General features: G+C 50.7%; 17 protein-coding genes. 9 read left to right on the top strand and 8 right to left on the bottom strand.

Going from position 1 to position 21,371, the window contains the following annotated elements; all coding sequences use genetic code 11:
- Positions 1 to 200 precede the first annotated feature (200 nt).
- Both P9L94_02925 and P9L94_02930 read right to left on the bottom strand, forming a co-directional pair.
- Positions 201 to 1,265 carry a DUF362 domain-containing protein gene (locus P9L94_02925; GenBank protein ID MDP8243009.1) on the bottom strand — a complete coding sequence of 355 codons (1,065 nt, stop codon included), beginning with the start codon at positions 1,263 to 1,265 and terminating at the stop codon, positions 201 to 203.
- A gap of 169 nt (positions 1,266 to 1,434) precedes the next feature.
- A complete protein-coding gene (locus P9L94_02930; protein ID MDP8243010.1) occupies positions 1,435 to 3,669 on the bottom strand; it encodes a methyl-accepting chemotaxis protein in 2,235 nt (744 codons plus the stop codon).
- A gap of 275 nt (positions 3,670 to 3,944) precedes the next feature.
- On the opposite strand from P9L94_02930, the gene P9L94_02935 reads away from it, so the two are divergent.
- Both P9L94_02935 and P9L94_02940 read left to right on the top strand, forming a co-directional pair.
- Complete coding sequence (locus tag P9L94_02935; protein ID MDP8243011.1) at positions 3,945 to 4,292, top strand: MazG nucleotide pyrophosphohydrolase domain-containing protein; 348 nt, start codon at positions 3,945 to 3,947, stop codon at positions 4,290 to 4,292.
- Positions 4,289 to 5,056 carry a hypothetical protein gene (locus P9L94_02940; GenBank protein MDP8243012.1) on the top strand — a complete coding sequence of 256 codons (768 nt, stop codon included), beginning with the start codon at positions 4,289 to 4,291 and terminating at the stop codon, positions 5,054 to 5,056. The genes P9L94_02935 and P9L94_02940 overlap by 4 nt, the downstream gene beginning before the upstream one ends.
- Positions 5,057 to 5,528: 472 nt before the next feature.
- Here the strand turns inward: P9L94_02940 and P9L94_02945 are convergent, their stop codons facing one another.
- Positions 5,529 to 6,260, bottom strand: a complete 732-nt coding sequence (locus tag P9L94_02945) for a glycosyltransferase family 2 protein (GenBank protein ID MDP8243013.1) — start codon at positions 6,258 to 6,260, stop codon at positions 5,529 to 5,531.
- Positions 6,261 to 6,275: 15 nt separating this feature from the next.
- The gene (gene mtnP / locus P9L94_02950) at positions 6,276 to 7,139 is read right to left on the bottom strand and encodes an S-methyl-5'-thioadenosine phosphorylase (GenBank protein ID MDP8243014.1); all 864 of its coding nucleotides are present in this window, start codon (positions 7,137 to 7,139) and stop codon (positions 6,276 to 6,278) included.
- 150 nt (positions 7,140 to 7,289) lie between these two features.
- On the opposite strand from mtnP, the gene P9L94_02955 reads away from it, so the two are divergent.
- From P9L94_02955 to folD, 4 genes are all read left to right on the top strand, one after another.
- Complete coding sequence (locus P9L94_02955) at positions 7,290 to 8,186, top strand: YicC/YloC family endoribonuclease (protein ID MDP8243015.1); 897 nt, start codon at positions 7,290 to 7,292, stop codon at positions 8,184 to 8,186.
- A gap of 29 nt (positions 8,187 to 8,215) precedes the next feature.
- The gene (locus P9L94_02960; GenBank protein ID MDP8243016.1) at positions 8,216 to 9,946 is read left to right on the top strand and encodes an ATP-binding protein; all 1,731 of its coding nucleotides are present in this window, start codon (positions 8,216 to 8,218) and stop codon (positions 9,944 to 9,946) included.
- Positions 9,947 to 9,953: 7 nt separating this feature from the next.
- Positions 9,954 to 11,975 carry an O-antigen ligase family protein gene (locus P9L94_02965; GenBank protein MDP8243017.1) on the top strand — a complete coding sequence of 674 codons (2,022 nt, stop codon included), beginning with the start codon at positions 9,954 to 9,956 and terminating at the stop codon, positions 11,973 to 11,975.
- 104 nt (positions 11,976 to 12,079) lie between these two features.
- Entirely contained in the window at positions 12,080 to 12,943 is an 864-nt protein-coding gene (gene folD, locus P9L94_02970; protein MDP8243018.1) for a bifunctional methylenetetrahydrofolate dehydrogenase/methenyltetrahydrofolate cyclohydrolase FolD, read from the top strand.
- A gap of 6 nt (positions 12,944 to 12,949) precedes the next feature.
- On the opposite strand, the gene P9L94_02975 is transcribed toward folD, so the two are convergent.
- From P9L94_02975 to P9L94_02985, 3 genes are all read right to left on the bottom strand, one after another.
- Positions 12,950 to 13,708: a UvrB/UvrC motif-containing protein gene (locus tag P9L94_02975; protein ID MDP8243019.1), complete on the bottom strand. Its 759-nt coding sequence runs from the start codon at positions 13,706 to 13,708 to the stop codon at positions 12,950 to 12,952.
- Between the two features lie 270 nt (positions 13,709 to 13,978).
- Entirely contained in the window at positions 13,979 to 14,812 is an 834-nt protein-coding gene (locus P9L94_02980) for an ABC transporter permease (GenBank protein ID MDP8243020.1), read from the bottom strand.
- A 12-nt stretch (positions 14,813 to 14,824) separates the two neighbouring features.
- Positions 14,825 to 15,736, bottom strand: a complete 912-nt coding sequence (locus tag P9L94_02985) for a UbiA family prenyltransferase (GenBank protein ID MDP8243021.1) — start codon at positions 15,734 to 15,736, stop codon at positions 14,825 to 14,827.
- Positions 15,737 to 16,060: 324 nt separating this feature from the next.
- Between P9L94_02985 and P9L94_02990 the strand changes: the two genes are divergently transcribed.
- On the top strand, positions 16,061 to 17,752 hold the full coding sequence (locus P9L94_02990) for a carboxypeptidase-like regulatory domain-containing protein (protein MDP8243022.1): 1,692 nt from the start codon (positions 16,061 to 16,063) through the stop codon (positions 17,750 to 17,752).
- Between the two features lie 306 nt (positions 17,753 to 18,058).
- Here P9L94_02990 and P9L94_02995 read toward each other — a convergent pair whose 3' ends face one another.
- Complete coding sequence (locus P9L94_02995) at positions 18,059 to 18,997, bottom strand: hypothetical protein (GenBank protein MDP8243023.1); 939 nt, start codon at positions 18,995 to 18,997, stop codon at positions 18,059 to 18,061.
- Between the two features lie 206 nt (positions 18,998 to 19,203).
- On the opposite strand from P9L94_02995, the gene recO reads away from it, so the two are divergent.
- Together recO and P9L94_03005 are read left to right on the top strand one after the other, a co-directional pair.
- Positions 19,204 to 19,980 carry a DNA repair protein RecO gene (recO, locus tag P9L94_03000; GenBank protein ID MDP8243024.1) on the top strand — a complete coding sequence of 259 codons (777 nt, stop codon included), beginning with the start codon at positions 19,204 to 19,206 and terminating at the stop codon, positions 19,978 to 19,980.
- On the top strand, positions 19,977 to 21,305 hold the full coding sequence (locus P9L94_03005; GenBank protein ID MDP8243025.1) for a glycosyltransferase: 1,329 nt from the start codon (positions 19,977 to 19,979) through the stop codon (positions 21,303 to 21,305). The genes recO and P9L94_03005 overlap by 4 nt, the downstream gene beginning before the upstream one ends.
- Positions 21,306 to 21,371 lie beyond the last annotated feature (66 nt).

Raw genomic sequence — 21,371 nt, forward strand, 5'->3', positions numbered from 1 at the left:
ATGGATGCAACTCTGGAAGCGCCTGTGCAACAGGGCCTGAAAGCCCGCACTGAAGCGAGCAGAGTTGTACCCATGCCGCATTCAGCGAAATCTCAATTCAATTTATAAAAAAAGTACCCAGTTTTCGGAAGAACCTAAAAAAAACGCTGCGGCCCCATGATAAAGACCGCAGCGTTTCTCAATTGGTTCTTAAGAATCGACTAGATTTCAAACGGCTCTTTCCATATCAATTGCCGGTCGATGCTGTCGCTGAGTTTATACTTACGCTGGTTGGATTGAATGTCCGCCCCGAGAACGTCGATCTTGCTGAGGTCGGCCTGCCCCATACCTGCGGCAGCGCAATAATTGAGATAACCGACATTGTCGAAGTCGATCCCCATCAGCTCGACGCCGGTCCGGTCAGCGGCAAGCCAATCGGTGCTCGCAACGGCGACCCGGTGTTCGACGGGCGTTCCGCCGACAGGGCCATTGCCTTCCATCCCCTGGTAGCCGTCGATCACCGCCAAGTCAGGGTGCAGCCGGTCCGCCAAAGCGAACAGGTTAAAGTTGACGCCGCGATATCCACCGCCGTGCGCGATGGGCTTATCATTTTTGGCGCCTTTTTTCCCGCCGCTTCCCCACCGGAAGCCTTCGTCTTTGATCGGCGCGCCAAAGACAATGTTCTTGAGCGACAAGGTCGCGACCACGCGGTCGTGAGTCTTCATCACTGCGGCGGAAATCACAAACGTATCAGGATCAAGCAAGAGTTTCGACATCCGTACGGGGTGTGGATAGAAATCCTTGTCACTGACAACATGCACAAGTTGATAATCGCGCGCATCTAAATCAACGAACTGGGGTTTATAATTTTTTTCCAGCGCCAGATAACCATAGTTATCAAAGCCGTCCATTGTCGGGCCGCTGGCGGCGGATTCCGCAATCATATAATTGGTTTTTCCGATGGAATTCAAAAATTCCATAATGCCCGCGAGGCTGCCTACATGTGTCGCCGACAACTGGCGGTCAATGGAAACATTGTTTGGTTTTATGACGATCTGTTTGTCGCCGATTTTCTGTTTGATTTCTTCAGAAAACGGTTTGAGCGCATTAAAGATATTTTGGGCGCGATCTTCGCCAGCCGATAACCCGACTTGGCTACGCTCTTGTCGATAACGCGGCGAGTCAAACGGCAGCGCCCAAGTCAAAGCCGGAGCAAGCAAGCCGCAACCTGCAACCATTGAGGTTTTTAAAAACTGACGGCGGGATGAAACGAGAGAGGAACGCATAAGGGTCTCCTTCTAAATGATGATCTGCGTTGTTGTTTGAGACCGCATGGACACAAACGCCTGCCCACAAAATAAAGGATACTGGATTTATCCGAAAAATTCTATCCAAAAAAAGAAAAACGCCTCTCATCCCTGAGAGGCGTCCATTACGGATTTTAATCAGGCAGTATTAAAATCGTTTAAATTCCTGTCCATTATCAGCGGAGGTAAATTCATCATGCTCTTCGTTGGTCGAATGCCCGTTGCCAGAATTTCCATTTTGGCCAAAGTGCGATCCATTGGCGGCGGTTGCGTAATGATGTTGAGTTGTAGGCGCTTTCTTTGCATTTTGTTTGGACCTGACTGGCGTCTGTATGTTGGCTTGGCTGCCAACTCGAAAGCGGCTGACGTATTCCTGCAACATCTGCGCCTGTGATGACAATTCTTCACTGGATGAAGCGGATTGCTCGCTTGCGGCGGAGTTTTGTTGCGTCACGGCGTCAAGTTGACTGATCGCTTCACGTATTTGCTGTGCGCCTTGCGCTTGTTCGCTGCAAGAGGATGCAATTTCTTTCACAAGGTTGGTCGCGTTTTGAATTGACTCGACGACGGTTGAAATGGTATTGCCGGCATTTTCCGCGCGGGACACGCTTTGGTTCGCCAGTTCGCTAATTTCTTTGGCTGCATGTTGGCTGCGTTCCGCCAGTTTGCGCACTTCGACCGCGACCACGGCAAACCCTTTGCCCATTTCGCCAGCGCGCGCCGCTTCAATGGCTGCATTCAGAGCCAACAAGTTGGTTTGATCGGCGATGTCGTTCACGATGCCAATCTGTTCTGCGATCCGTTTCATCGCATCCACGGTCTCAACCACTGCTTCGCCGCCTTCCGATGCTTTTTGGGCTGCTTCACTGGCTGCTTGATCGGTGCGTTGTGCATTGTTCGAGTTCGTTTCAATTGTGCTGGCAAGTTCTTCAATTGACGCTGCGGTTTCTTCCAGGTTCGCGGCTTGTTCCGTCGCGCCGTTCGCCAAACTTTGTGAAGAGGCCGAGAGTTCTTCGGCGCTCGAGGCGACTTGTTGCGAAGAATCTTGAATGGTTCCGACCATTTCGCGCAATTGAACAATCATGGCGTTGAGCGCTTTGGCCAGCAGCCCGACTTCGTCTTTCTGTTTTATGTCTAAGGTTTGCGTCAAGTCGCCATTTGCGATTTGTTCTGCCATTGCGACAGCGAGTTGTAACGGTTTTGAAATCCGGGAGGCGACAACATAAGCCATGACGCCAAACAGCAGGATGAGAAGCCCTGCGACGCCGAGAGTCGTCATCACCAATTGGCCCAAAGAATTTTCAACGCGCATCTTTGCGTCTTGGAAATCATCCGCATACGCGCCCGCGCCGATTACCCAGTCCCAAGGTTCAAAGTACGTGATAGCAGCAATTTTTTGTCTTGCGGTATCTTCACCATCATTCTTCCAGTTGTAGCGCTGAAATACAACAGAGCCTTCTGTTGTGTTGACGCCTTTATCAATCATTTCTTGAATGAACATATTGCCATCAGAATCTTTGGCCTCGTATATGTTCTCGCCGTCGCGCGTACCCTTCGCAGAAATGATATATTCGCCTTTTTGTTCATCCTGCCCACCGAGTACAAAGGTATATCCCGTCTTACCGACAACCACATCCATGATGCCATTACGAAGACTATTAACGCTTTCAATTGCAATGCCGATTGAAAGAATGCCTGCGACCTCGCCATCGGCGTCATAAATTGGCTCGTATGCGGTTAAATACCATGCGTTCACGACAAATGCGCGACCTTGGAAACTTTCTCCATTCATGATTTTTGTAATGACAGCATTGGGCGTTCCATCTGGATTAACGGCGGGGATATACGTTCCGACCGCTCGCTCTCCGTCTAACTTTTTGACATTTGAAGAGACGCGCAGCATATCGCCAGCCTTATTCATGCGTTGAAAGATGGAGGCAACTCCACCAATCAGTTGTTGCGTTTCATCGACAACAAGTGAAGGCTTATCAAACCCACTATTTTGAACAATCGACTGGTTTCCGATTTGCATTTTCGGCAATGCAACGGTTTTGGTCTGGTTGGTAAACTGGTTTGTCGCATTCCAATCAAGCTTTTCGATTAAAAATGTAACGTCCCCCATGTCCTTCATAACGTCTCGCGTTACGTTTAAATTGTAGTCCAGCTGCTGTAATAGTGATTCATGTTGAATGCGGCACATATAATAAACATCTTTGGCGATCTTTGCGGTTTCGTTCTGTGCGAGCACATCCAATTCGACATTCAAGTCCTCATTCAGTACGCCTTTTTGAAATAGAACGACGCCTGATAATATGCTCCCGGTAATAAATATGGCCCCTACGCACAACAGGATGATTTTTGCTTTGACATTTAGTGTAAACATGGTAGAAACCTCTTTCCAAAAGTGATTGTTGAACTAATCAAAATGCAAAAGAGAGGCCAAAACATTAGCTGAGATGTTTAAATATAAAGAAATAGTGCTTTTAAAGAGAGTAATATAAACACGTTAAGTGAAAAGAATTTTCATATATAACCATAGTTTACTAATATTAATTTTAAAAATTAGTAACTCAATCAATTACTTTTCTGTCTGGAGTAATTGTACAAATCACAAAATTCACTTATTCCTAGCAAATGTTGAGTGAGAAAGGCTTATCAATGGCAAATATAGATACTAAATGCTTTCCAAAATCATACGATGGAATCTGCCGGATTCAAAACGAGTTCCAGGTTTATCAAAATACAATGTTCCCCAGCAGGGACGAAAAGTTTTTTATACTCGAACTAAACGGAGAAGCAGGCGAACTCGCAAATATCGAAAAGAAAGACTGGAAAGGCATTAAAATTGATCCCGCCCGCTTTGAAGATGAAGCCGCAGACGTCTTGATCGCGCTGTTGAACTATTGCAATGCGCGCGGCATTGATTTAGCATCGGCGGTTGAAGCCAAGATGAAAAAAATCCATACAAAACGCACCCAGGAAATCCAAGAGGAGAACAATCAATGAAACGAACCCCCTCCATCCTACTGCTATTCGCCGCATCCACCTTGCTCTCATTTTCAGGGACGCCGACAGACATACTCGTGCATGTGCTCGCCAATGACGCTAAGTTAATGGGAACCAGCATGGGCGGCGCCTGGGTGACGGTGCGCGACCTCAAAACCGGTGAGATTCTATCGCAGGGCAAACACGCAGGCTCAACCGGCGACACCAATCTGATTGTCAAGCAGCCCAAACAGCGCGGGGAAGACCGCTTCCCCGGCGAAGCGCCCGCCGTGTACAAAGACACCATCGAACTTTCGCGCCCCACTCTGGTTGAGATCACCGCAGAAGGGCCGCTGGTGTATCCACACGCGATGCAAAAAGCCTCGGTGACGACGCTGCTATTGCCCGGCAAGCATCTCAAGGGCGAGGGCGTCGTCTTGAACCTGCACGGCTTTGTGGTCGATATCATGTCGCCGGAGTCGGTCGATTCGGTCAAAGCAGGAGAGGCGTTCACCATCCAGGCGTCGGTACGAATGATGTGCGGCTGCCCGACCAGCCCCGACGGTCTATGGGATTCAAACGATTTTGAAATCACTGCACACTTGATTCAAAACGACGAGGTCATTCAATCGGCGCCGATGAAGTACGCAGGAAAGACCAATATATATAGTGTGGAGATCACCGCGCCCGGCGATGCGGGCAGCGTCGAGGTTCTCATCACCGCCAGCGATAAATCGAAAGCTAATTTTGGCATGGACCAAATGATGATGCGGGTGAGTGAATAATTTATGGTTCTTTTTGACGTTTTTTCGTAAATTCTTGATCTTTCGCTGTATCAGGCATGGGTACAACTCTGCTCGCTTCAGTGCGGGCTTTCAAGCCCTTATGCACAGGCGCTCCCAGAGTTCCACCCATGCCTGATTGGGTTGTCTTTTTTTGAAATACCGGAGCCTGTTTCTGAATAAATATTATGACCATCCATCAATGTAAGTACTCACTTACCGGATGAACCTAATTTATATTCAACGCGTCAATTGATTTGACAACGTGAAAGAGAAATCAAAACGCACTCCCTCGCCCGCTGGCGGGAGAGGGTTGGGGTGAGGGTGGAAAATTGTAAGTTTACCAACCCTGCTACAAGCCCGCACTGAAGCGACAAGAGATGCACTCAAGCCGACAGCAAAAACGAGATCGCTTCGCTGCGCTCGCGATGACACAGGCCATGATACACACAACAGCCGCTATCGATATATTTGTTTAGTCGTCTTTGTCTTGGCTGCGTTCGGCGATGGAATATTGAAACCCGCGCATTCGCAGCCAAACAACGCCGAAGGTATCTAAGATGCCCACCCACAGGCGATTGTGGATAGAATATTTCGATGTTCCGAGATTGCGGGGCCGATGGTTCACCGGCCCTTCGCTAATTCGGTAGCCTTGTTGCGTCACCATCGTAGGCAAAAACCGGTGCATCCCTTTGAAGCACGGCATTCCCCGGACGCATTCCCGCCGGAACGCACGCGTCGAGCATCCTACATCGCGGACGGTTTTACCGGTTAGCATGGTACGAAACCCGTTGGCAATGCGAGAAATAAACCAACGCCATACGCCGTCTTTGCGCTTCTGGCGATAGCCGTTCGCCATATCGACTTCACCGCTGTACACCATTTGAATCAAACCCGGCAGGTCGGCCGGGTCGTTCTGCCCGTCGCCGTCAACGGTGGCAAAAATAGCGCCCCGCGCTTCTAAAAACCCCGCAAACAACGCCGCCGACTGCCCAGCGTTTTTCGCCAACGATATGTATGTATGTCGAGGGTCGCTTTGGTGAAGTTTGCGCAAGAGGTCCAGACTGCCGTCGGTTGAACCGTCGTCAATCCACAGACATTCCCATGACCAGAGTTGCGACTGCATTGCTGCAGTAATTTCATCCGCAAGCGGGTTGAGATTGTCGGCTTCATCTTTAATGGGCACAAGAATAGAGACGTCGATCACAATCGGTTCCAATGATTATTTCTTCAAATATTTTTGCATTAAAAACTCAAACGCTTCCCGTTTGTCTTCGGGGAAATCGGGCGGCTGCGTAACGATGGAAGTCGAAAGCGCATTCACCGCCGGACAATTGGCGTCGCGCTCTTTGGGAATTTTAGGAATCACCGTTTTAATTAAACGCTTTAGGTTATCAGCGTTTTCAGATAAGACTTTTAAAACCTTCGCAACGTCAACATCTTCTTCATGCCAACAATCAAAATCGGTCACTGCCGCAACGATGGCGTAGCTGATTTCCGCTTCACGCGCCAGTTTGGCTTCGGGCGAGGCGGTCATGCCGATGATGTCGGCGCCCCAGCTGCGATAGAGATGCGACTCGGCCCGCGTCGAAAACGCCGGGCCTTCCATGCAGACATACGTACCTTTGGGGTGAACAACGACGCCGCATTCTTCGATGGCGCTGATGAGCAATTGCCGTAGGGGTTCGCTAAACGGGTCGGCAAATGGAACATGCACCGCAATCGGTTCAAACATGCTGGATGCGCGATAGCGGGTGCGGTCGATCAACTGGTCGGGCACCACAAATTGTAACGGCGCCATGTTTTCGCGCAGGCTGCCGCAGGCGTTAACGGCAATAATCCACTCGACGCCCAATTTTTTCATGGCATAGATGTTCGCCTGATAGGGCACAAAAGTGGGGCTATGCTTGTGGGTGCGTCCATGCCGGGGCAAAAAAGCGATCTCTCGACCTTCAAAGCGTCCAAGCCGAATCAGGTCAGACGGCTCTCCGAACGGCGTTGAAACTTGAATCTCGTCATAATAATCAACGCCCTCCAAATGATAAACGCCGGAACCTCCGATTACGCCAATAGATACGTCCGTCATGTCTGCTCTCCAATCAATTTCCACTCTCTCTGCTCTTATGATACAAATCTTGCTACGATACGGTTCAGATACGCCACGGTCAAGCAGGCGGCGCGCATGTCGGTTTCATCACCGATTTGAGAAACTAGATTCAGTACGCAGGAGAGCGGAATGATCAGAAGTATGACGGGATACAGCAGCATTCGTGAAACCATCGGTGAAGCCTTGGTCAGTTTCGAAATCAAAACGCTAAACCACCGCAACCAGGACTTACATTTTCACTCGCCCCGTTCTCTTTCTATGTTGGAATCTCCGGTTCGCGACCGTATCCTGAAACAAGTCAGACGCGGACGCATCGAAACTTACCTGCGCGTCATTGGCAGTATTTCGCCCAAAGAAACCATCCGGGTCAACCTCCCGACCGCCAAAGCCTACCTGAGCGCCGCGCAAGAAATCGCCGACTCGCTGCATCTCGAGTTTCACCCCCGCATTGAATCGGTCATGAACTTTAACGGCGTGTTAGAGACGGATGACTCTCACGGTTCCGCCGATGAATGTTGGCCGCTCATCCAGGGGCTTGTCGACAAAGCGGTGGAGCGATTGCTGTCAATGAAAGTCGATGAAGGCGCTCGCCTGCTCACAGAGTTTGATTCGCAGTTGACCGAGTTGCAGCAAATCACCGAATCCATCGAACCCTTGCGGGACATGGTCATTCAAGAATACCGCGACAAACTCCTCGCCCGCATCCAAGATTGGGAAGCCGCCCCCGAACTCGACCCCAACCGGATCGCGCAAGAAGTGGCGTTTTTTGTTGACCGCTCAGACATCCAAGAAGAAACCGTGCGATTAAAAAGCCATATTCAGCAGTTTCGTGATATTCTCAGTGAAAACAAATCCAGCGCCGACTACACCGCAGTTGGCCGCAAACTGGATTTCCTCTGTCAGGAACTGTTTCGTGAATCAAACACCATCGGCTCAAAAAGCGCTTCGCTCGAAATTACGCAACGCGCCTTACGCTTGAAGGGCATCATTGAGCAGGTGCGTGAACAAGTACAAAACGTTGAATAAACCAGGCGAAACTTCGCCTCAAACAATCTATGCCTCTTATCACGCCTCGCAGGCGGTTTCTCATCACGGCGCCATTGGCGCTGCTTTTACCCGCAGGTTTGCTCACCTATCTTGGATTGCAAACCGTCGGATTGGTCGAGAACCGCCACATTGAAACGATCAACCAACAAGTCAGTACGATCGTACAAGGCGTACGCAACCGAACGCGCTATCGGCTTAACAATGAAATCATCAGCACCTTTCGTAGTGCGCTCGCCAACCACATGGTTGACCTTCTTCCAGACGAACCGGGCGATAGCCATGAAGACTTGATGGTGCGCGATCCGCTGCCCTTCGTCGATAATTTTTTCATCTTCAGCAAAGACGAGTCGCTGTATTTTTTTGAAAAAACGCCCTCCGATGACCCAATTGTCTCACATTGGAAACTCGCCACTCCCACACGCGAGTCATTTGTCACGCGCCTGACAAGCGCATTGGTAACGGCGGAAGAAAACGCCGATATTTATCAAATCACCCAACCAACCAACAAAGAATTCCGCCAATTAATTTTCCCCGACACCTATTACATCAGCGAAACATACTTCCTTGAGAACAACCAACGGCAGTTGGCGTTTTATGCGTTGCAGCGCGACAACTCCGCAGAAGACCCAACATTCGTCATGCCGGATTGGATGCAGGCGCTGGGATTCACTATTGATTTTGACTATCTGAACGAGCAGTTCTTCGACAGCACCATCAAACAAATGTATTCGGTCGAAGATGAACTTCGTTATCCCGTCCAAATTACCGACCGGCTCACGGGCAAGGTGGTTGCGGACATCTCGGAAATCGGCGACACCAATTTATTTCAGGCGAGCGCGATCTACCGCCCGCGCCCGTTCAGTGAAAACTTTTTTCCCTGGTATTTTATTTCCTTCTCAGAGACCACCGGTCGCGATATTATGCAAGTCGCCCGGAATGAAAAAACCATTTACTATTGCCTGATCGCCGCCGCCAATGTGTGCCTAGTCGCCGCCGTCTTCGGCGCATTGCGCAACATCGCCAAGGAGCTTGCGCTTTCTGACATGCGGTCAAATTTCGTCGCCCGCGTCTCTCATGAACTTCGCACCCCGCTCGGCCTGATTCGGCTGTTTGCGGAAACGATGGAACTCGACCGGATCAAAGATGAAGAAACAAAAAAAGAGTATCTCCACGCCATCACCAAAGAGAGCGAACGCTTGACTCATCTCATTAACAACATCCTGAATTTTTCACAGATCGAATCACAAAAAAAACAATACAACCTCACCCCGTGCTCAATTGAAGACATTATTTTTGAAACCGTAGACGCCATGCAATATCACTTTCAACGCCACGACATGAACGTCGATATGGATATTGAATCCGACGTGCCCGACGTAAATTGCGATCACGAAGCCATCGGGCAGGCGCTATACAACATCCTGTCAAACGCCGTCAAATATTCCGGCGACGGCATGTCGATTGACGTGCGGGCGTTTAAACAAAACAACCAGGTCGTAATCGAAGTCGCCGACCAAGGCATCGGTATCGCCAAAGACAACCAACGCAAAATTTTTCAGGAATTCTACCGCGTCAACGACCCGCGCGTACAAGAAACCGGCGGCAGCGGCTTGGGCCTGGCGGTGGTTCAACACATTGTTGAAGGCCATCAAGGCCGTCTAACCGTTGAAAGCAACCTCGACGAAGGCAGCACTTTCAGCATCCGTCTGCCAATTTCACGGCAACGTCCTCATGGTTAATTCACTTATGAACGCACAAACTCAAACCAACGCCGCCCCATCAAAATGGGGCCGTTGGCTGGACCGATTCGCCACGGGAATATTTTTGCTCCCGGTCATACTGGTCCCGTTGATCTTCAGCATAACAAGCACCAACTCCCTCATCATCAAAGAACCGCTCTTTCAAATTTCGACGGCGATGCTGATGGCGCTGTTCCCTCTTACGTATTGGGTGAGAGAAAATATCCCCGCCCGTTTTGTTTTGTTGCTGGGGCTTTTAGGCGCATACCTCTTGTTTTCCGCCTGGGTGATCGCCCCCCACCCCCGCGCCTGGATGGAGTTTATCCGTTGGCTGGGCTGTCTCTCGTTTGCATTGATCGCAGCAGCGGCCTGTATGAACTCCCAACGCCGCAACCTCTTTATCATCTTCACGGTTTTGACCTCGGCGCTGGTCAGCCTTTACGCCATCGCGCAAGCGTTTGAGATCGAGCCGTTTCTCGCCTGGGAAACCTTCGCGCCCGAAGGCAGCGACGTACGCCGCGTTTGTTCGTCATTATGCAACCCCGATTATCTCGCGGGATATGTTGTGGGCGTTCTTCCTCTCACCGCCGCTCTCGCGTTTTACCATCGCGGCGCCGTTCGAGCGCTATGCGCGCTGGTATCGCTCATGCACCTGTTCGCCTTGTTCTTCACCTACAGCCGGGGCGGGTGGGCGGCCGCTGTCGTAACCGCATGTCTATTCATCGCCATCATCTATTTCAGGCCCGCGCAAATCCGAAAAGACGCGTCGGGTTTCTCATGGAAATGGGCCGCCGCAAGCAGCATGGCCGCCCTCTTCATCATCGCAGCTGCGTCGATCTTTCTGCGGGATGAAATTAGCGGATGGGCGTACCGCTTTTCCAATCTGTCCAGCGACATGTCGATTCAAAGCCGCGCATATTATTACTTCGCCTGCATTCAGATGTGGCTCGACCGTCCGTTCACCGGGCACGGCATCGGCAGTTTCGCGTTGCAGTTCCATGAGTTTCGCCCCAAAGAACTCGCGCAACTAATGACCTTTCGCGTCTTTCACGTCGACCACGCGCACAACGAGTGGCTAGAAATTTTGGCGGAAACCGGGCTGGTCGGCTTCACCCTCTATGCAAGCCTGATCGCCTCCAGCCTCTGGTTTTGTTGGCGCGCATCGAAAACCGCTCCAGCATCTATTCGCGGCGCTCTCATCGGGCTTTGTCTCGGAGCGGTCGCCGTTCTCATTCATAATTTGTTTACGGTAACCCTGCGCTACACGCCCAGCGCCTTTTTATTGTGGTCGTTTCTCGGCGTCGCCGTCGCGACCGCAGCCACGCAAATTCCCAGCAAACCAGTGTCGGCAAACGGAAAACGCGCCGCCGCTGTATTGTTGTTGATTTTCGCGCCCGTTTTGTTTTATTACTCGATGAATTTTTATGTCGGCGACCGCCTGATTCAAGAAGGAAAAGCACGGCTGTATTCAAAGATACACTACGAACAAAGCCGCGAAACCAACCGCCTGGAAATGCAACGCGCTCTGGTGAGTTTACACAAAGGGATCGAACTCTCGCCCAGCCGGATCGAGTCGCACTCGTATATTGGCTTGTCCTATAACAAAGCCCTCGACTATGTTCAAGCGGACGAACTCTATCAAGAAGTCCAATCGATTCATCCTCATTTTACTTCGGTGTTGATGAACCTTTCCGTCAACCAATTGCAATGGGCCGAGTTCATTAACAACCCCGCCTATTTTCCCGAACGAGTCCCGCCTTACGCCCCGCTGATGGCAGACGGACTTCGGAAAGCAGTACAATGGGCGGAGATGGGCGCTCAAGACGACCCATTCGACCCGGTCTATCCTCACCTGTTAGCCCGCAGTTATTTTTATCTGGGAGAACTCGACCAAGCCGAAACGGCGTTTCAGCAAACCATTGAAAAATCAATGGCGCTTTCAGAAGATACCTATCGCAGCGAAATTTCGGACAGCCGGAACTTTCTCGAGCGAATTCAGCGCATACAGTCTCAACCCGAATCGCCCTAGCGAATCGCAATTTTCGTTCGCGCAAAAGTTGCACCTCATCTCATCCACAAAGAGATGATATGATAAGGCGTGTACGAACCATAATTCACGACAAGGGGTTAACGATGACGGCAACCATTCTCGACGGCAAAGCGCTGGCAAAAACCATCCGTGGTGAACTCAAAGGACAGGTTGATCAATTCAAACAAGAATTTGGCATACAACCCGGCCTGTCGGTTGTACTGGTCGGCGAGGACCCCGCATCGCAGGTGTATGTCCGCAACAAAGTCAAAGCCTGCCAGGAAGCCGGAATGAATTCCGTCCGTATCGACTTGCCCGTCGAAACCTCGCAAACCGATCTGCTGAACGTCATCGAAAAACTCAACGCTGACCCCACAATCCACGGCATCCTGGTCCAATTGCCGGTACCAGACCAGATTGACGACCGCGCCGTCACTCACGCCGTCGTTCCCCACAAAGACGTCGACGGATTTCACCCCATGAACGTGGGCCGCACCTGGATCGGCGAAGACTCGCTTGTCCCCTGTACTCCCCTGGGCGTGATTGAAATTCTGAAACGAAATAACATTGAAATCAAAGGAAAGAACGCCGTCATCATTGGCCGCAGCAACATCGTCGGTAAACCGATGGCCAACCTGTTGCTCCGCGAACACGCCACCGTCACCGTTTGCCATTCGCGTACGCATGACTTGCCCGCCGTCTGCCGCGAAGCGGACATTCTCATCGCCGCAACGGGCCGCACCCAAATGGTACGCAAAGATTGGATCAAACCCGGAGCCGCCGTGATTGACGTTGGAATCAGTTTCATTGAAGTAGACGGGAAATTCAAACAGGTCGGCGACGTCCACAAAGAAGAGGCGCTCGAAGTCGCGGGCGCGTTAAGCCCCTCGCCGGGCGGCCCCGGCCCGATGACCATCGCCATGCTGCTGGTCAATACGTTGAAGGCGGCGCGGCTGCAATTGACCTGAGCGGATTCAGCCAGACGTTTTGCCGGACAGTCGCCGAATTTGGTCGCGGATTTCCGCTGCGGTTTCGTAGTCTTCGCGGTCAACCGCTTCGCGCATTTTCTGCCGCAACTCGCGCACCGGGTCGGTTTCTAAATGTGGAAGTTCCTTCAATAGTTCTTTCAGAAAAATCAGCTCGCGGCTCCGCCGAACCATCTTGGGGCGGTTCGTTTCGATAAAGAACCTTTTGATGCGGTCGATGCCCTCTTTGACCCGCAGCGCCGCTTCCGCTGGTTCATTTTTTTCCAATGCGAGGTGGGCCGCCGCGCGCGTATACATCATAATCACGTAAGGGCGATACTGTTCGAGCGCTTTTCGGTCTTCTTCTGTCTCCGAATATTTTTTTACGAATTCAAACACATTCAGGTTTCGCTGCGTGTCGCGAATGACTGCGGTGTATTCCTGTAAATGAAACAAACTCAGATAGCGGTAATAGTATTGCAGGGCTTCGCTGGAAATCGCTTCACAATCATCGGGATCCAGAAAGAACCCTTTGTCGCTGCCAAACTGGCGGCGGTGCGTCTCTAACTGGTTTTGATAGTAATGAAAAATAGATTCAAATTCATTCGGACGCTTACCGTCCGGGCGCCCGTCGTAATTCATTTGCAGCAAACCCAAATCAAGTCGCATTTGAATTTTCGGTTTGCCGTCCCGTCCTTCGACCAACCGGACGGTTATTTCATCCGGGTCATAATTCCACCCATCCAACATGGGGGTAATATCCAACATTACACAACCTCAATATTTCATCAGTCTTTCTCAATCTATTCTACTTGCCCCTCATGGTGAAATACAATGGCAATTCTCTTTCGCCGAAGCGAAGAGAGATGCACCCAACAACATTTCATTTTTGGAACCAGAATCAATTTTGAAATCATATAGGCTTGGGTGCGTCTCTGTGAGCGCCTGTGCAAAAAGGGCGGCAAGCCCGCACCGAAGCGAAGAGAGATGTACCCAAGCCTATACTATAAGTAGAAATGTTTTGAACACGGAATACTCTCAACGCCCGCCCAGCGTGTCATTGACTGCATCGCCAAGAAGATTGATTCCCAACACGGTGATAAAAATCGCCATTCCAGGAAACCACGTCATATACGGCGCCTGCAACAAAAACTGCCGCCCGTCATAGAGCATACGGCCCCACTCCGGCGCGGGCGGCTCTGCGCCCAATCCCAAAAAACTGAGCGCCGCCGCTTCGAGAATTGCAGAAGCAAGATACAGCGTCGAAGTCACCATTAACGCAGGCAGGCAATTCGGCAACACATGCCGCAGGAGGATGCGCGGCGTACTGCATGACAACGAACGAGCCGCCGCTACGTAATCGCGACCAATTTCTGAGATTGCCGCGCCGCGCAAAACGCGGGCGATACGCGGCATGTATACAATGCCAATCGCGACCATCGCGTTGGTCAGATTCTGCCCCAAAATCGTCACAATCGCCAGCGCCAAAACTAAACTGGGAAACGCCAGAAACACGTCGATAAATCCAGAGACAAACAAATCCATGCGCTTGCCTCCCCAGACGGAAAGCAACGCCAGCGGCGTCCCGAGCGCCAACGCAATCCCGACCGCAATAAACCCAACGCTCAGCGTAATACGCGCGCCATGCGCCACCCGGCTAAAGATGTCGCGCCCAACGTCGTCGGTCCCCATGAGATGTTCAGCGGAAGGCGTTTGTTTGCTGTCTTCTAATTTTTGCTGGATGGGATCATAGATCGTTAGCAGCGGCGCCGACAATGCGACAAACGCAATGAACAAACAGATCACGCCGCCGATTACGCCGGAGGGTTTTCGGACAAAGCGTTTCCAAAACAAAACAGCGGGAGCGCTCATCAAAAATCCTTTTTAGTTTAGAAAATACGCGGCTGCCGTACCAACTTGCCCCACGACCATCATTAGATACATGTGTTTCCATGAGACGTGGTTGGCTTCGGTCGCGAGTTCATCCGGCTTGCGCACAATGAGATATGCAACATAGCCGCCCCACACCGATAAAAAAACCGACAGCGCCATCAATCCAATGCGCCATACTGCCAGCCAATCGAAGAACCCCGCCATAAATAAAAGCACAAACGGCAATACAAAAAACGGCGCGATCATATACGCCGACTGGCGTACGCCAAACCGGATCGGCAGCGTGATGCAACCGCCCTGGCGGTCGCCTTTGATATCAGCAAAATCTTTCGTCGTCGCCGCGCCGAAAATATACAGGCCGAATACCGCGCCGATGATCCACGGCTCGGCGTCATAGGCGCTGCGCACCGCCGTCCACCCCGCGACGACCAGCAGGCAGCCGCGTGGAATCGCAATCGTCAAATTCGCCAGCAGCCAGTGCCGTTTGGTGCGAAACGGCGGGCCGGAATAGGCATACGTCAAAAAAAGCGTAAACAAAACGATCACAAAAAATTGCATGCCCAGGCAATACGCCAGCAATGCAGACAGCGCATATAAAATCACGCAGGCGATCAAGGATGCGTTTGGAGAAATTCTCCCGGATGGAATCGGTCGCGTTGGTTTGTTTATGCGATCAATTTCGAGATCATAATATTGGTTGATAATATTTGACGCCGCGTTTAAACAGGCCGCCGCAAGCGCGCCAATCAAAATCACCGGCGCGACGACGCCCAGAGAAATCTCACCCTGACCGCTCCAACCCGCTAGCGCAAAACAGACAAACCCCATAAACGGCGCAAGCAAGGTAAACGGGCGGCACAGTTCCCAAAAATCAGCGATTGGATAACGATTGGATTGATTCATAGCATTGCAGTTTAGACAGGATTCGGCTTTCTTTGAATTGCCGCTGGTCTAATCATCATTTTTTTCGTATCAAATAGGAATAGATCGAGAATCACGACCGAATTCATACACATTATTTCTGAACCATAACGAATTAAAAGAAAAGAAAATATCCATATAAAATCACAACAAAAACAGGGAGAATTTCAATAATATTCTCCACAATACTAGACACGAAAACCCAAATTAAACTACCATTAATTATGAACAGAAATTAAATAGATTCGCATGACACGCTTCTACTGTTATCACCAAGATTTACCCATCCTAAAGGAGAAAATGTTCATGTTTAAAAAGTATTTGCTGCTACTCCCCCTTTTGTTTAGCGTCACTGTTAGCGCCCAGACGTTACTCGTCGATGACTTTGAATCTTACGTCGATGATATTGACGTCGAAGAAAACTGGGCCTTCTCACTCGCAGGCGGAGAAATGGGCCTGTTTCATTATCTCGAAACGTCCGACGCGCCTCAGGGATCAAACTATCTTTGGATTGACGCCGATCTGCTAGTGAAATGGTGGCATAACCGAATCAGAAAAACCTTCCCGAACGGCGCCATCAACGTTGCTGATTATAAAAATGTTGACCTGATGTTTCGCGGCGATGAGACGGCGGACCCAGTGAATTTAGTCTTTGTCGTATATTTATATGACAGCCGAAACCGGGGCATCAAATTCAGCATCCCGGGCATTACCAATCCCGAATGGAGAAAAGTCACCTTGTCGCTGGATTCATTCAGCGAAGAAGAATGGGATGACGGTTACGGCACAGCCGAACCTGATGCAGACCGCACAGATATCGTCGCCTTATCGTTGGTCGTGATTGGAGACCAGGACAACCAGGTTGGAAGTTTCGGCGTCGATAATATTCGCTTGACCAATGATCAGAGCGCTCTTTCCGTCACAGGTTCAATCACACAAGACGGTCAACCGGTCAACAATGTTAAAGTGTTGGCTTATGACCAAACATCAAAATATCAAGCAACAACAGACGCAAATGGAAATTATTCATTTGATAGTTTTGAGCAGGGCAAACAATACCGCTTGGTTCCCGTGGCGGCCGATTACGCATTTAGCCCGGCGGCGCAAACGGTCATTTCATTCGATGTAGCCTATGCACAAGACTTCTCCGCGATCGCCAGCCCCTACCAAAGCCTGGAAAACGCGGTGATTACCGACCCGTTTGACGAAGGCGGAGTCAACAGCAATATCGTCTATCGCGGCTCCCGCCAATGGCGCGACGGTGAAGCGGGCGATACGCGCCCCGTCATCAGCGTACATGATGATATTTACTTCACGGTCAATTTCCCTGAAAGCGAAGGCGTCGAAACCATGATGGGCCCCATTGAGCCGAACACCTTGGATGGCGCAACCAGCCCTGATTACGCCCTCGAAGTAGGCGGCTTCTATTCCTGGGACATGCTGGCATTTGGACAAGACGCTGACACGAATTACTTTGCTGAAGTCGACGCCTACTTAGAAATGCGTGACGATACGCCGGAGACGATGTTCGACCAAGTCTCGTTGGGAATCCATTGCAGCATTTTTAATCCCCACATTGTTTCGCTAGACGCCTTTGGCGACACCAACTCGAACGGCAGTTCCGGTGGATATGCGCTCACTTTCGAGTCGGATACAGGAAAAATTATCGCCCGCAAATATGCGCCAAACAACGCCAACACCTACGTGTTAAACCGCATCGCCGGGTATGCGCAAGATTTTGCTGAAACCACGATGACAGAAAGCGGTTGGCATCGACTGCGCGTTGAGTATCTTGATGGAACGATTACCTTTAGCGTCGACGGCAGCGTACTCGCCGAAGTGCAGGATTCGTCCTACCCATTCGGCCCGGCGGGATTACACTACCGCGCCGCGTATAATGATACGCTTGAAAACATGTCGTTGATGCACCATGCGCGCTTTGACAATCTCAAGGCAGGCCCCAGCGCCTCCAGCGTTTCAGACTGGATGCTCAACTAGCCTCGAGTAGAAATTCGTATGATTGATACGCCTCTCTTCCTACCGCAGGGAGAGGGGCGTTTTGTTTCATCCAAACACTCCAAACAAGCGTGTGGCGAAAATACCGCAAATGGGATGGATTTGCCGCAAAATCTCTTGACCCCGCAGGCTTCATCCATAGAATTCACCTAACAGCGGTATCAAAAAATTGGGAATGATTCGAGAAGACGGGGGACGTCCTCTAAGCGCAGCAGACAGACTCATGACCGCTGAGAAATTATCGAAAGCGCCGCCGGAGAATCGAAATGTCGATCCCGGCGGCGTTTTTTATTTACTCATCGCTTTGATTAAGGCCGGGTCAATCACATATTTTCCCGGTAGCGTATATTGCTTCTGGTTCGCTTCCCACCACTGGTTTAACAAATCCACTTTTTTAGCAATAGAATTTGAACCCCAATCCTGTTGCTTCTCTGCGGCGAATTCAGGCAAGGCAGAATCCGTCCATAACATCACGGCTTCGAACAAGTCGTAGTCGCCCTGATTGATTTTTTGAATGGCAAAAGGCAGCGCGGGAATCCCAAAGTCAAGCAAGCGTTGATAAGTCGTGCGATTGTAGGGACGCAGCCGTTCTTTCTCAGGCCCTTCCGGCATCTCTCTCCAGCGATTCATGGCCTTTTTATATTCAACGAGATACTTGTTGATGTCTACATTTTCTTTATCTCGTTGCTCCTCCGGCAATTCATGATGTCTCTTCAACGCCTCATTCATTCTGGCAAATTCATCGGCGTATTCTTTTTTCCAATCGAAGGTAAAAGGCTTTTTGAATTTTTCCTCTTTATCCAGCGCAATCCATTGTCCATACAGTTCATTAAAGCGGTCCTCAATTTCAAACCGTTCCGTCTCCCACCAATAAAGAAGATCATCGCTTCCAAGATAATGAATCGGCCCCTTGCTCACAAATTTCATATCCAGAATGTCTTCGATTCCCTGCATTATGCACAATCCACCGAGGTTGTTGTTCTTTTCAACTTTTCTCATTAAAACCGGAATCACTTTGATTCCCTTTTGAATGATTTCTTGAAAGCTAGGCTGCTTGTAATAATCATAAGAATTCGATGAAAACTTAACGGATTCACATTCCTCCCCCCATTGAGCATAAAGAATATCCACTTCATCCGCGAGAGATTTTTCTTCTTGAGAGAACACTGCTGTACAGAGAAAGAACGTAAATGCCAAAAGTGAAGAGAGTATCTGTATCGACCGCATGATGTTCACCTGCGCTTTTTTTGAAAATATATCACATTCTAAGTATAAATGTAAATATTTTTCCGTTTCATCCCTACCCTAAAATGAATATAAACTTGACCTCCCACAAGTTGTTCTTATGATAATTTGTAATCCGGGTTATCTTGAAACGGAAACACAATTCAATAAACGCCGCAGGGGCGTTTGGCATTTAGAAAGCATCGTTCATGCCGTTAATTCATACTGAAGCGGTGGTGTTACGCAGACGGCGGATGCGCGACTCAGACGCGATCATCACCCTGTTCGCCAAAGAATGCGGAAAGATCGCCGTCTCCGCTAAAAGCGTCATGAAAACCACCAGCCGCTCAGCAGGCGTCACCCAGTCGTTCAACCGCCTGCACGCCATCCTCTACGCCAAAAACCGCGATCAGGAAATCTGGACGCTGACTCAAGTCTCTCTTGTCGAATCGTACAACACGCTGCAAACCGATCTCAACAAAATGGCCTTCGCTTCCTGCCTGGCGGAATGGGTCGATTTTCTCAGCCACGACTTTGAATCGAATCTCGCAGTGTGGGACCTGGTCCTGCAAGCGTTCGCAAGATGGAACCAAAACGCGGCCAGCAAAGAAGACCTCATCTTTTATCAATGGCGCTTGTTGCGGTACGCCGGGCTGCACCCCAACCTGTCCGGCGCCGTCGAAGGCAAGACCCACATCTATAACGCCGCCGAGGGGCGCCTGACCGCGAGCGACTCCAAAATCGAAAACGGCGTCGTCATGCACGCAGGCTCAATTATGGCGCTAAACAACCTGGCGTCGTCGAAAGAACCGCCATCGCTGCGCCTCTCCCAACAACAACAAGTCGAAATCCAACGGTTAATACATTCCCATCTGGAATTTCATATCGGGCGCCGGTCGCGGTCATCGCTGTTTCTTGATAGACTATTGCGCGAGGGCGCCGAAAAACCACAGCCAGCGCCCTCTATGGAGAAAGAAGCACTATGAAGCGCATCCTCGTACTCGGCATCGGCCCCTTAGCGATCGAAAATTCGCAGACATTTCATTCCGGTGGAAACCGCGCCTGGCACCTGACCCAGCCGTTACTCGAAAAAGGCTTTGAAGTGGTCATGGTTTGTATGCGGGTGACCGACTCAGCCGGCGCCCCGCGCCCGGATGAAGAAATCATCACCCGCGACAACCTAACCTATTACAGTTGCCACGAAACCAAATGTTTCGCCAATGACGATTACCTGCGCCAAATCATCGAAAAACACCAGCCCGACGCCATCATCGGCGCCTGCGACTACCCCGCCTCACGCGCCTGCGCCGTCGCCGGAAACCTTCCGGTTTGGGCCGACATCCACGGCTACCCGATGGGCGAAGCCCAAGCCAAGGCGTATCACTACAACGAACCGGGTTATATTCATCATTTTTGGAACATCCACCGCCCCGCCCTGTTTCGCGGCGACCGTTTTTCGGTCACATCCGAGCGCCAACGAATGGCGTTGACTGGCGAACTGGGCGCGATGGGCCGTTTGAACCACAAAACTTTCGGAGAAGATTTAGCAACCACCATCCCCATCGCCTGGGACCCGAACACGCCCTACCAACATACGACGCGCAGTAAAGACGATCCCTTCACCGTCTTTTTCTGCGGAGGCTATAACCTATGGTGCGATGTTGAAACCCTCTACCGCACACTCGAAATTGCGATGCAGCAAGACCCCCGCATCCGCTTTCTAGGAACCGGAGGCCTGATTGAAGGGCACGATGAGAAGACCTATCCAAAATTTGAAGCAATGGTAAACGCGTCACAATTCAAAAACCGCTTCGACTTACGCGGATGGGTTCCACGCGAGAAATTAGAAACCTGCTATCAACAGGCCAATCTTGGCATCAATTGTGATTTAATCTGCAACGAAAGTTTAATCGGCGCACGCAACCGCATCACCGAATGGATGGCGCGCGGCGTTCCTATACTGACATCCCTGATGACGGAAATCAGCCAGATTTTGTTTTATAAAGGGGCCGCGCTGACCGTGCCGCCGGTTAACCCTGCGCTGATGGCCAGTGAGATCATCCTTGCGGCCAATCACCCCGAAAAACTGGCGAACCTCTCTCAGCAAGCCCGCAAAATATTCGAAGAAAGCTATACCTATCCCCGCACGGTCGGCGCACTCATTGAGTGGTGTAAGAACCCCGTCCGCAGCGGCGACGGCGAAGAGCCGCCGGTGATTTTAGACTACCGCCGCGAGCAACAAATCCAGGCCGACGCCGCCCGTGATACCAGCTGGCGCAGCAAGATAAAACGTAAGTTGGGCATGGGATAATAGAGACTTGATACAACAGCCTTGACCGTCATGCGGGGCAACGCCATACTTTTCTGCGCTGCATAA

It is taken from the genome of Candidatus Hinthialibacter antarcticus (genome assembly GCA_030765645.1).
Lineage (GTDB): Bacteria > Hinthialibacterota > Hinthialibacteria > Hinthialibacterales > Hinthialibacteraceae > Hinthialibacter > Hinthialibacter antarcticus.

Coding starts and splice junctions, on each gene's coding strand:
- P9L94_02925 (MDP8243009.1), bottom strand. CDS start 1,265: ATGCGTTCCTCTCTCGTTTCATCCCGCCGTCAGTTTTTAAAAACCTCA.
- P9L94_02930 (MDP8243010.1), bottom strand. CDS start 3,669: ATGTTTACACTAAATGTCAAAGCAAAAATCATCCTGTTGTGCGTAGGG.
- P9L94_02935 (MDP8243011.1), top strand. CDS start 3,945: ATGGCAAATATAGATACTAAATGCTTTCCAAAATCATACGATGGAATC.
- P9L94_02940 (MDP8243012.1), top strand. CDS start 4,289: ATGAAACGAACCCCCTCCATCCTACTGCTATTCGCCGCATCCACCTTG.
- mtnP (MDP8243014.1), bottom strand. CDS start 7,139: ATGACGGACGTATCTATTGGCGTAATCGGAGGTTCCGGCGTTTATCAT.
- P9L94_02955 (MDP8243015.1), top strand. CDS start 7,290: ATGATCAGAAGTATGACGGGATACAGCAGCATTCGTGAAACCATCGGT.
- P9L94_02960 (MDP8243016.1), top strand. CDS start 8,216: ATGCCTCTTATCACGCCTCGCAGGCGGTTTCTCATCACGGCGCCATTG.
- P9L94_02965 (MDP8243017.1), top strand. CDS start 9,954: ATGAACGCACAAACTCAAACCAACGCCGCCCCATCAAAATGGGGCCGT.
- folD (MDP8243018.1), top strand. CDS start 12,080: ATGACGGCAACCATTCTCGACGGCAAAGCGCTGGCAAAAACCATCCGT.
- P9L94_02975 (MDP8243019.1), bottom strand. CDS start 13,708: ATGTTGGATATTACCCCCATGTTGGATGGGTGGAATTATGACCCGGAT.
- P9L94_02980 (MDP8243020.1), bottom strand. CDS start 14,812: ATGAGCGCTCCCGCTGTTTTGTTTTGGAAACGCTTTGTCCGAAAACCC.
- P9L94_02985 (MDP8243021.1), bottom strand. CDS start 15,736: ATGAATCAATCCAATCGTTATCCAATCGCTGATTTTTGGGAACTGTGC.
- P9L94_02990 (MDP8243022.1), top strand. CDS start 16,061: ATGTTTAAAAAGTATTTGCTGCTACTCCCCCTTTTGTTTAGCGTCACT.
- P9L94_02995 (MDP8243023.1), bottom strand. CDS start 18,997: ATGCGGTCGATACAGATACTCTCTTCACTTTTGGCATTTACGTTCTTT.
- recO (MDP8243024.1), top strand. CDS start 19,204: ATGCCGTTAATTCATACTGAAGCGGTGGTGTTACGCAGACGGCGGATG.
- P9L94_03005 (MDP8243025.1), top strand. CDS start 19,977: ATGAAGCGCATCCTCGTACTCGGCATCGGCCCCTTAGCGATCGAAAAT.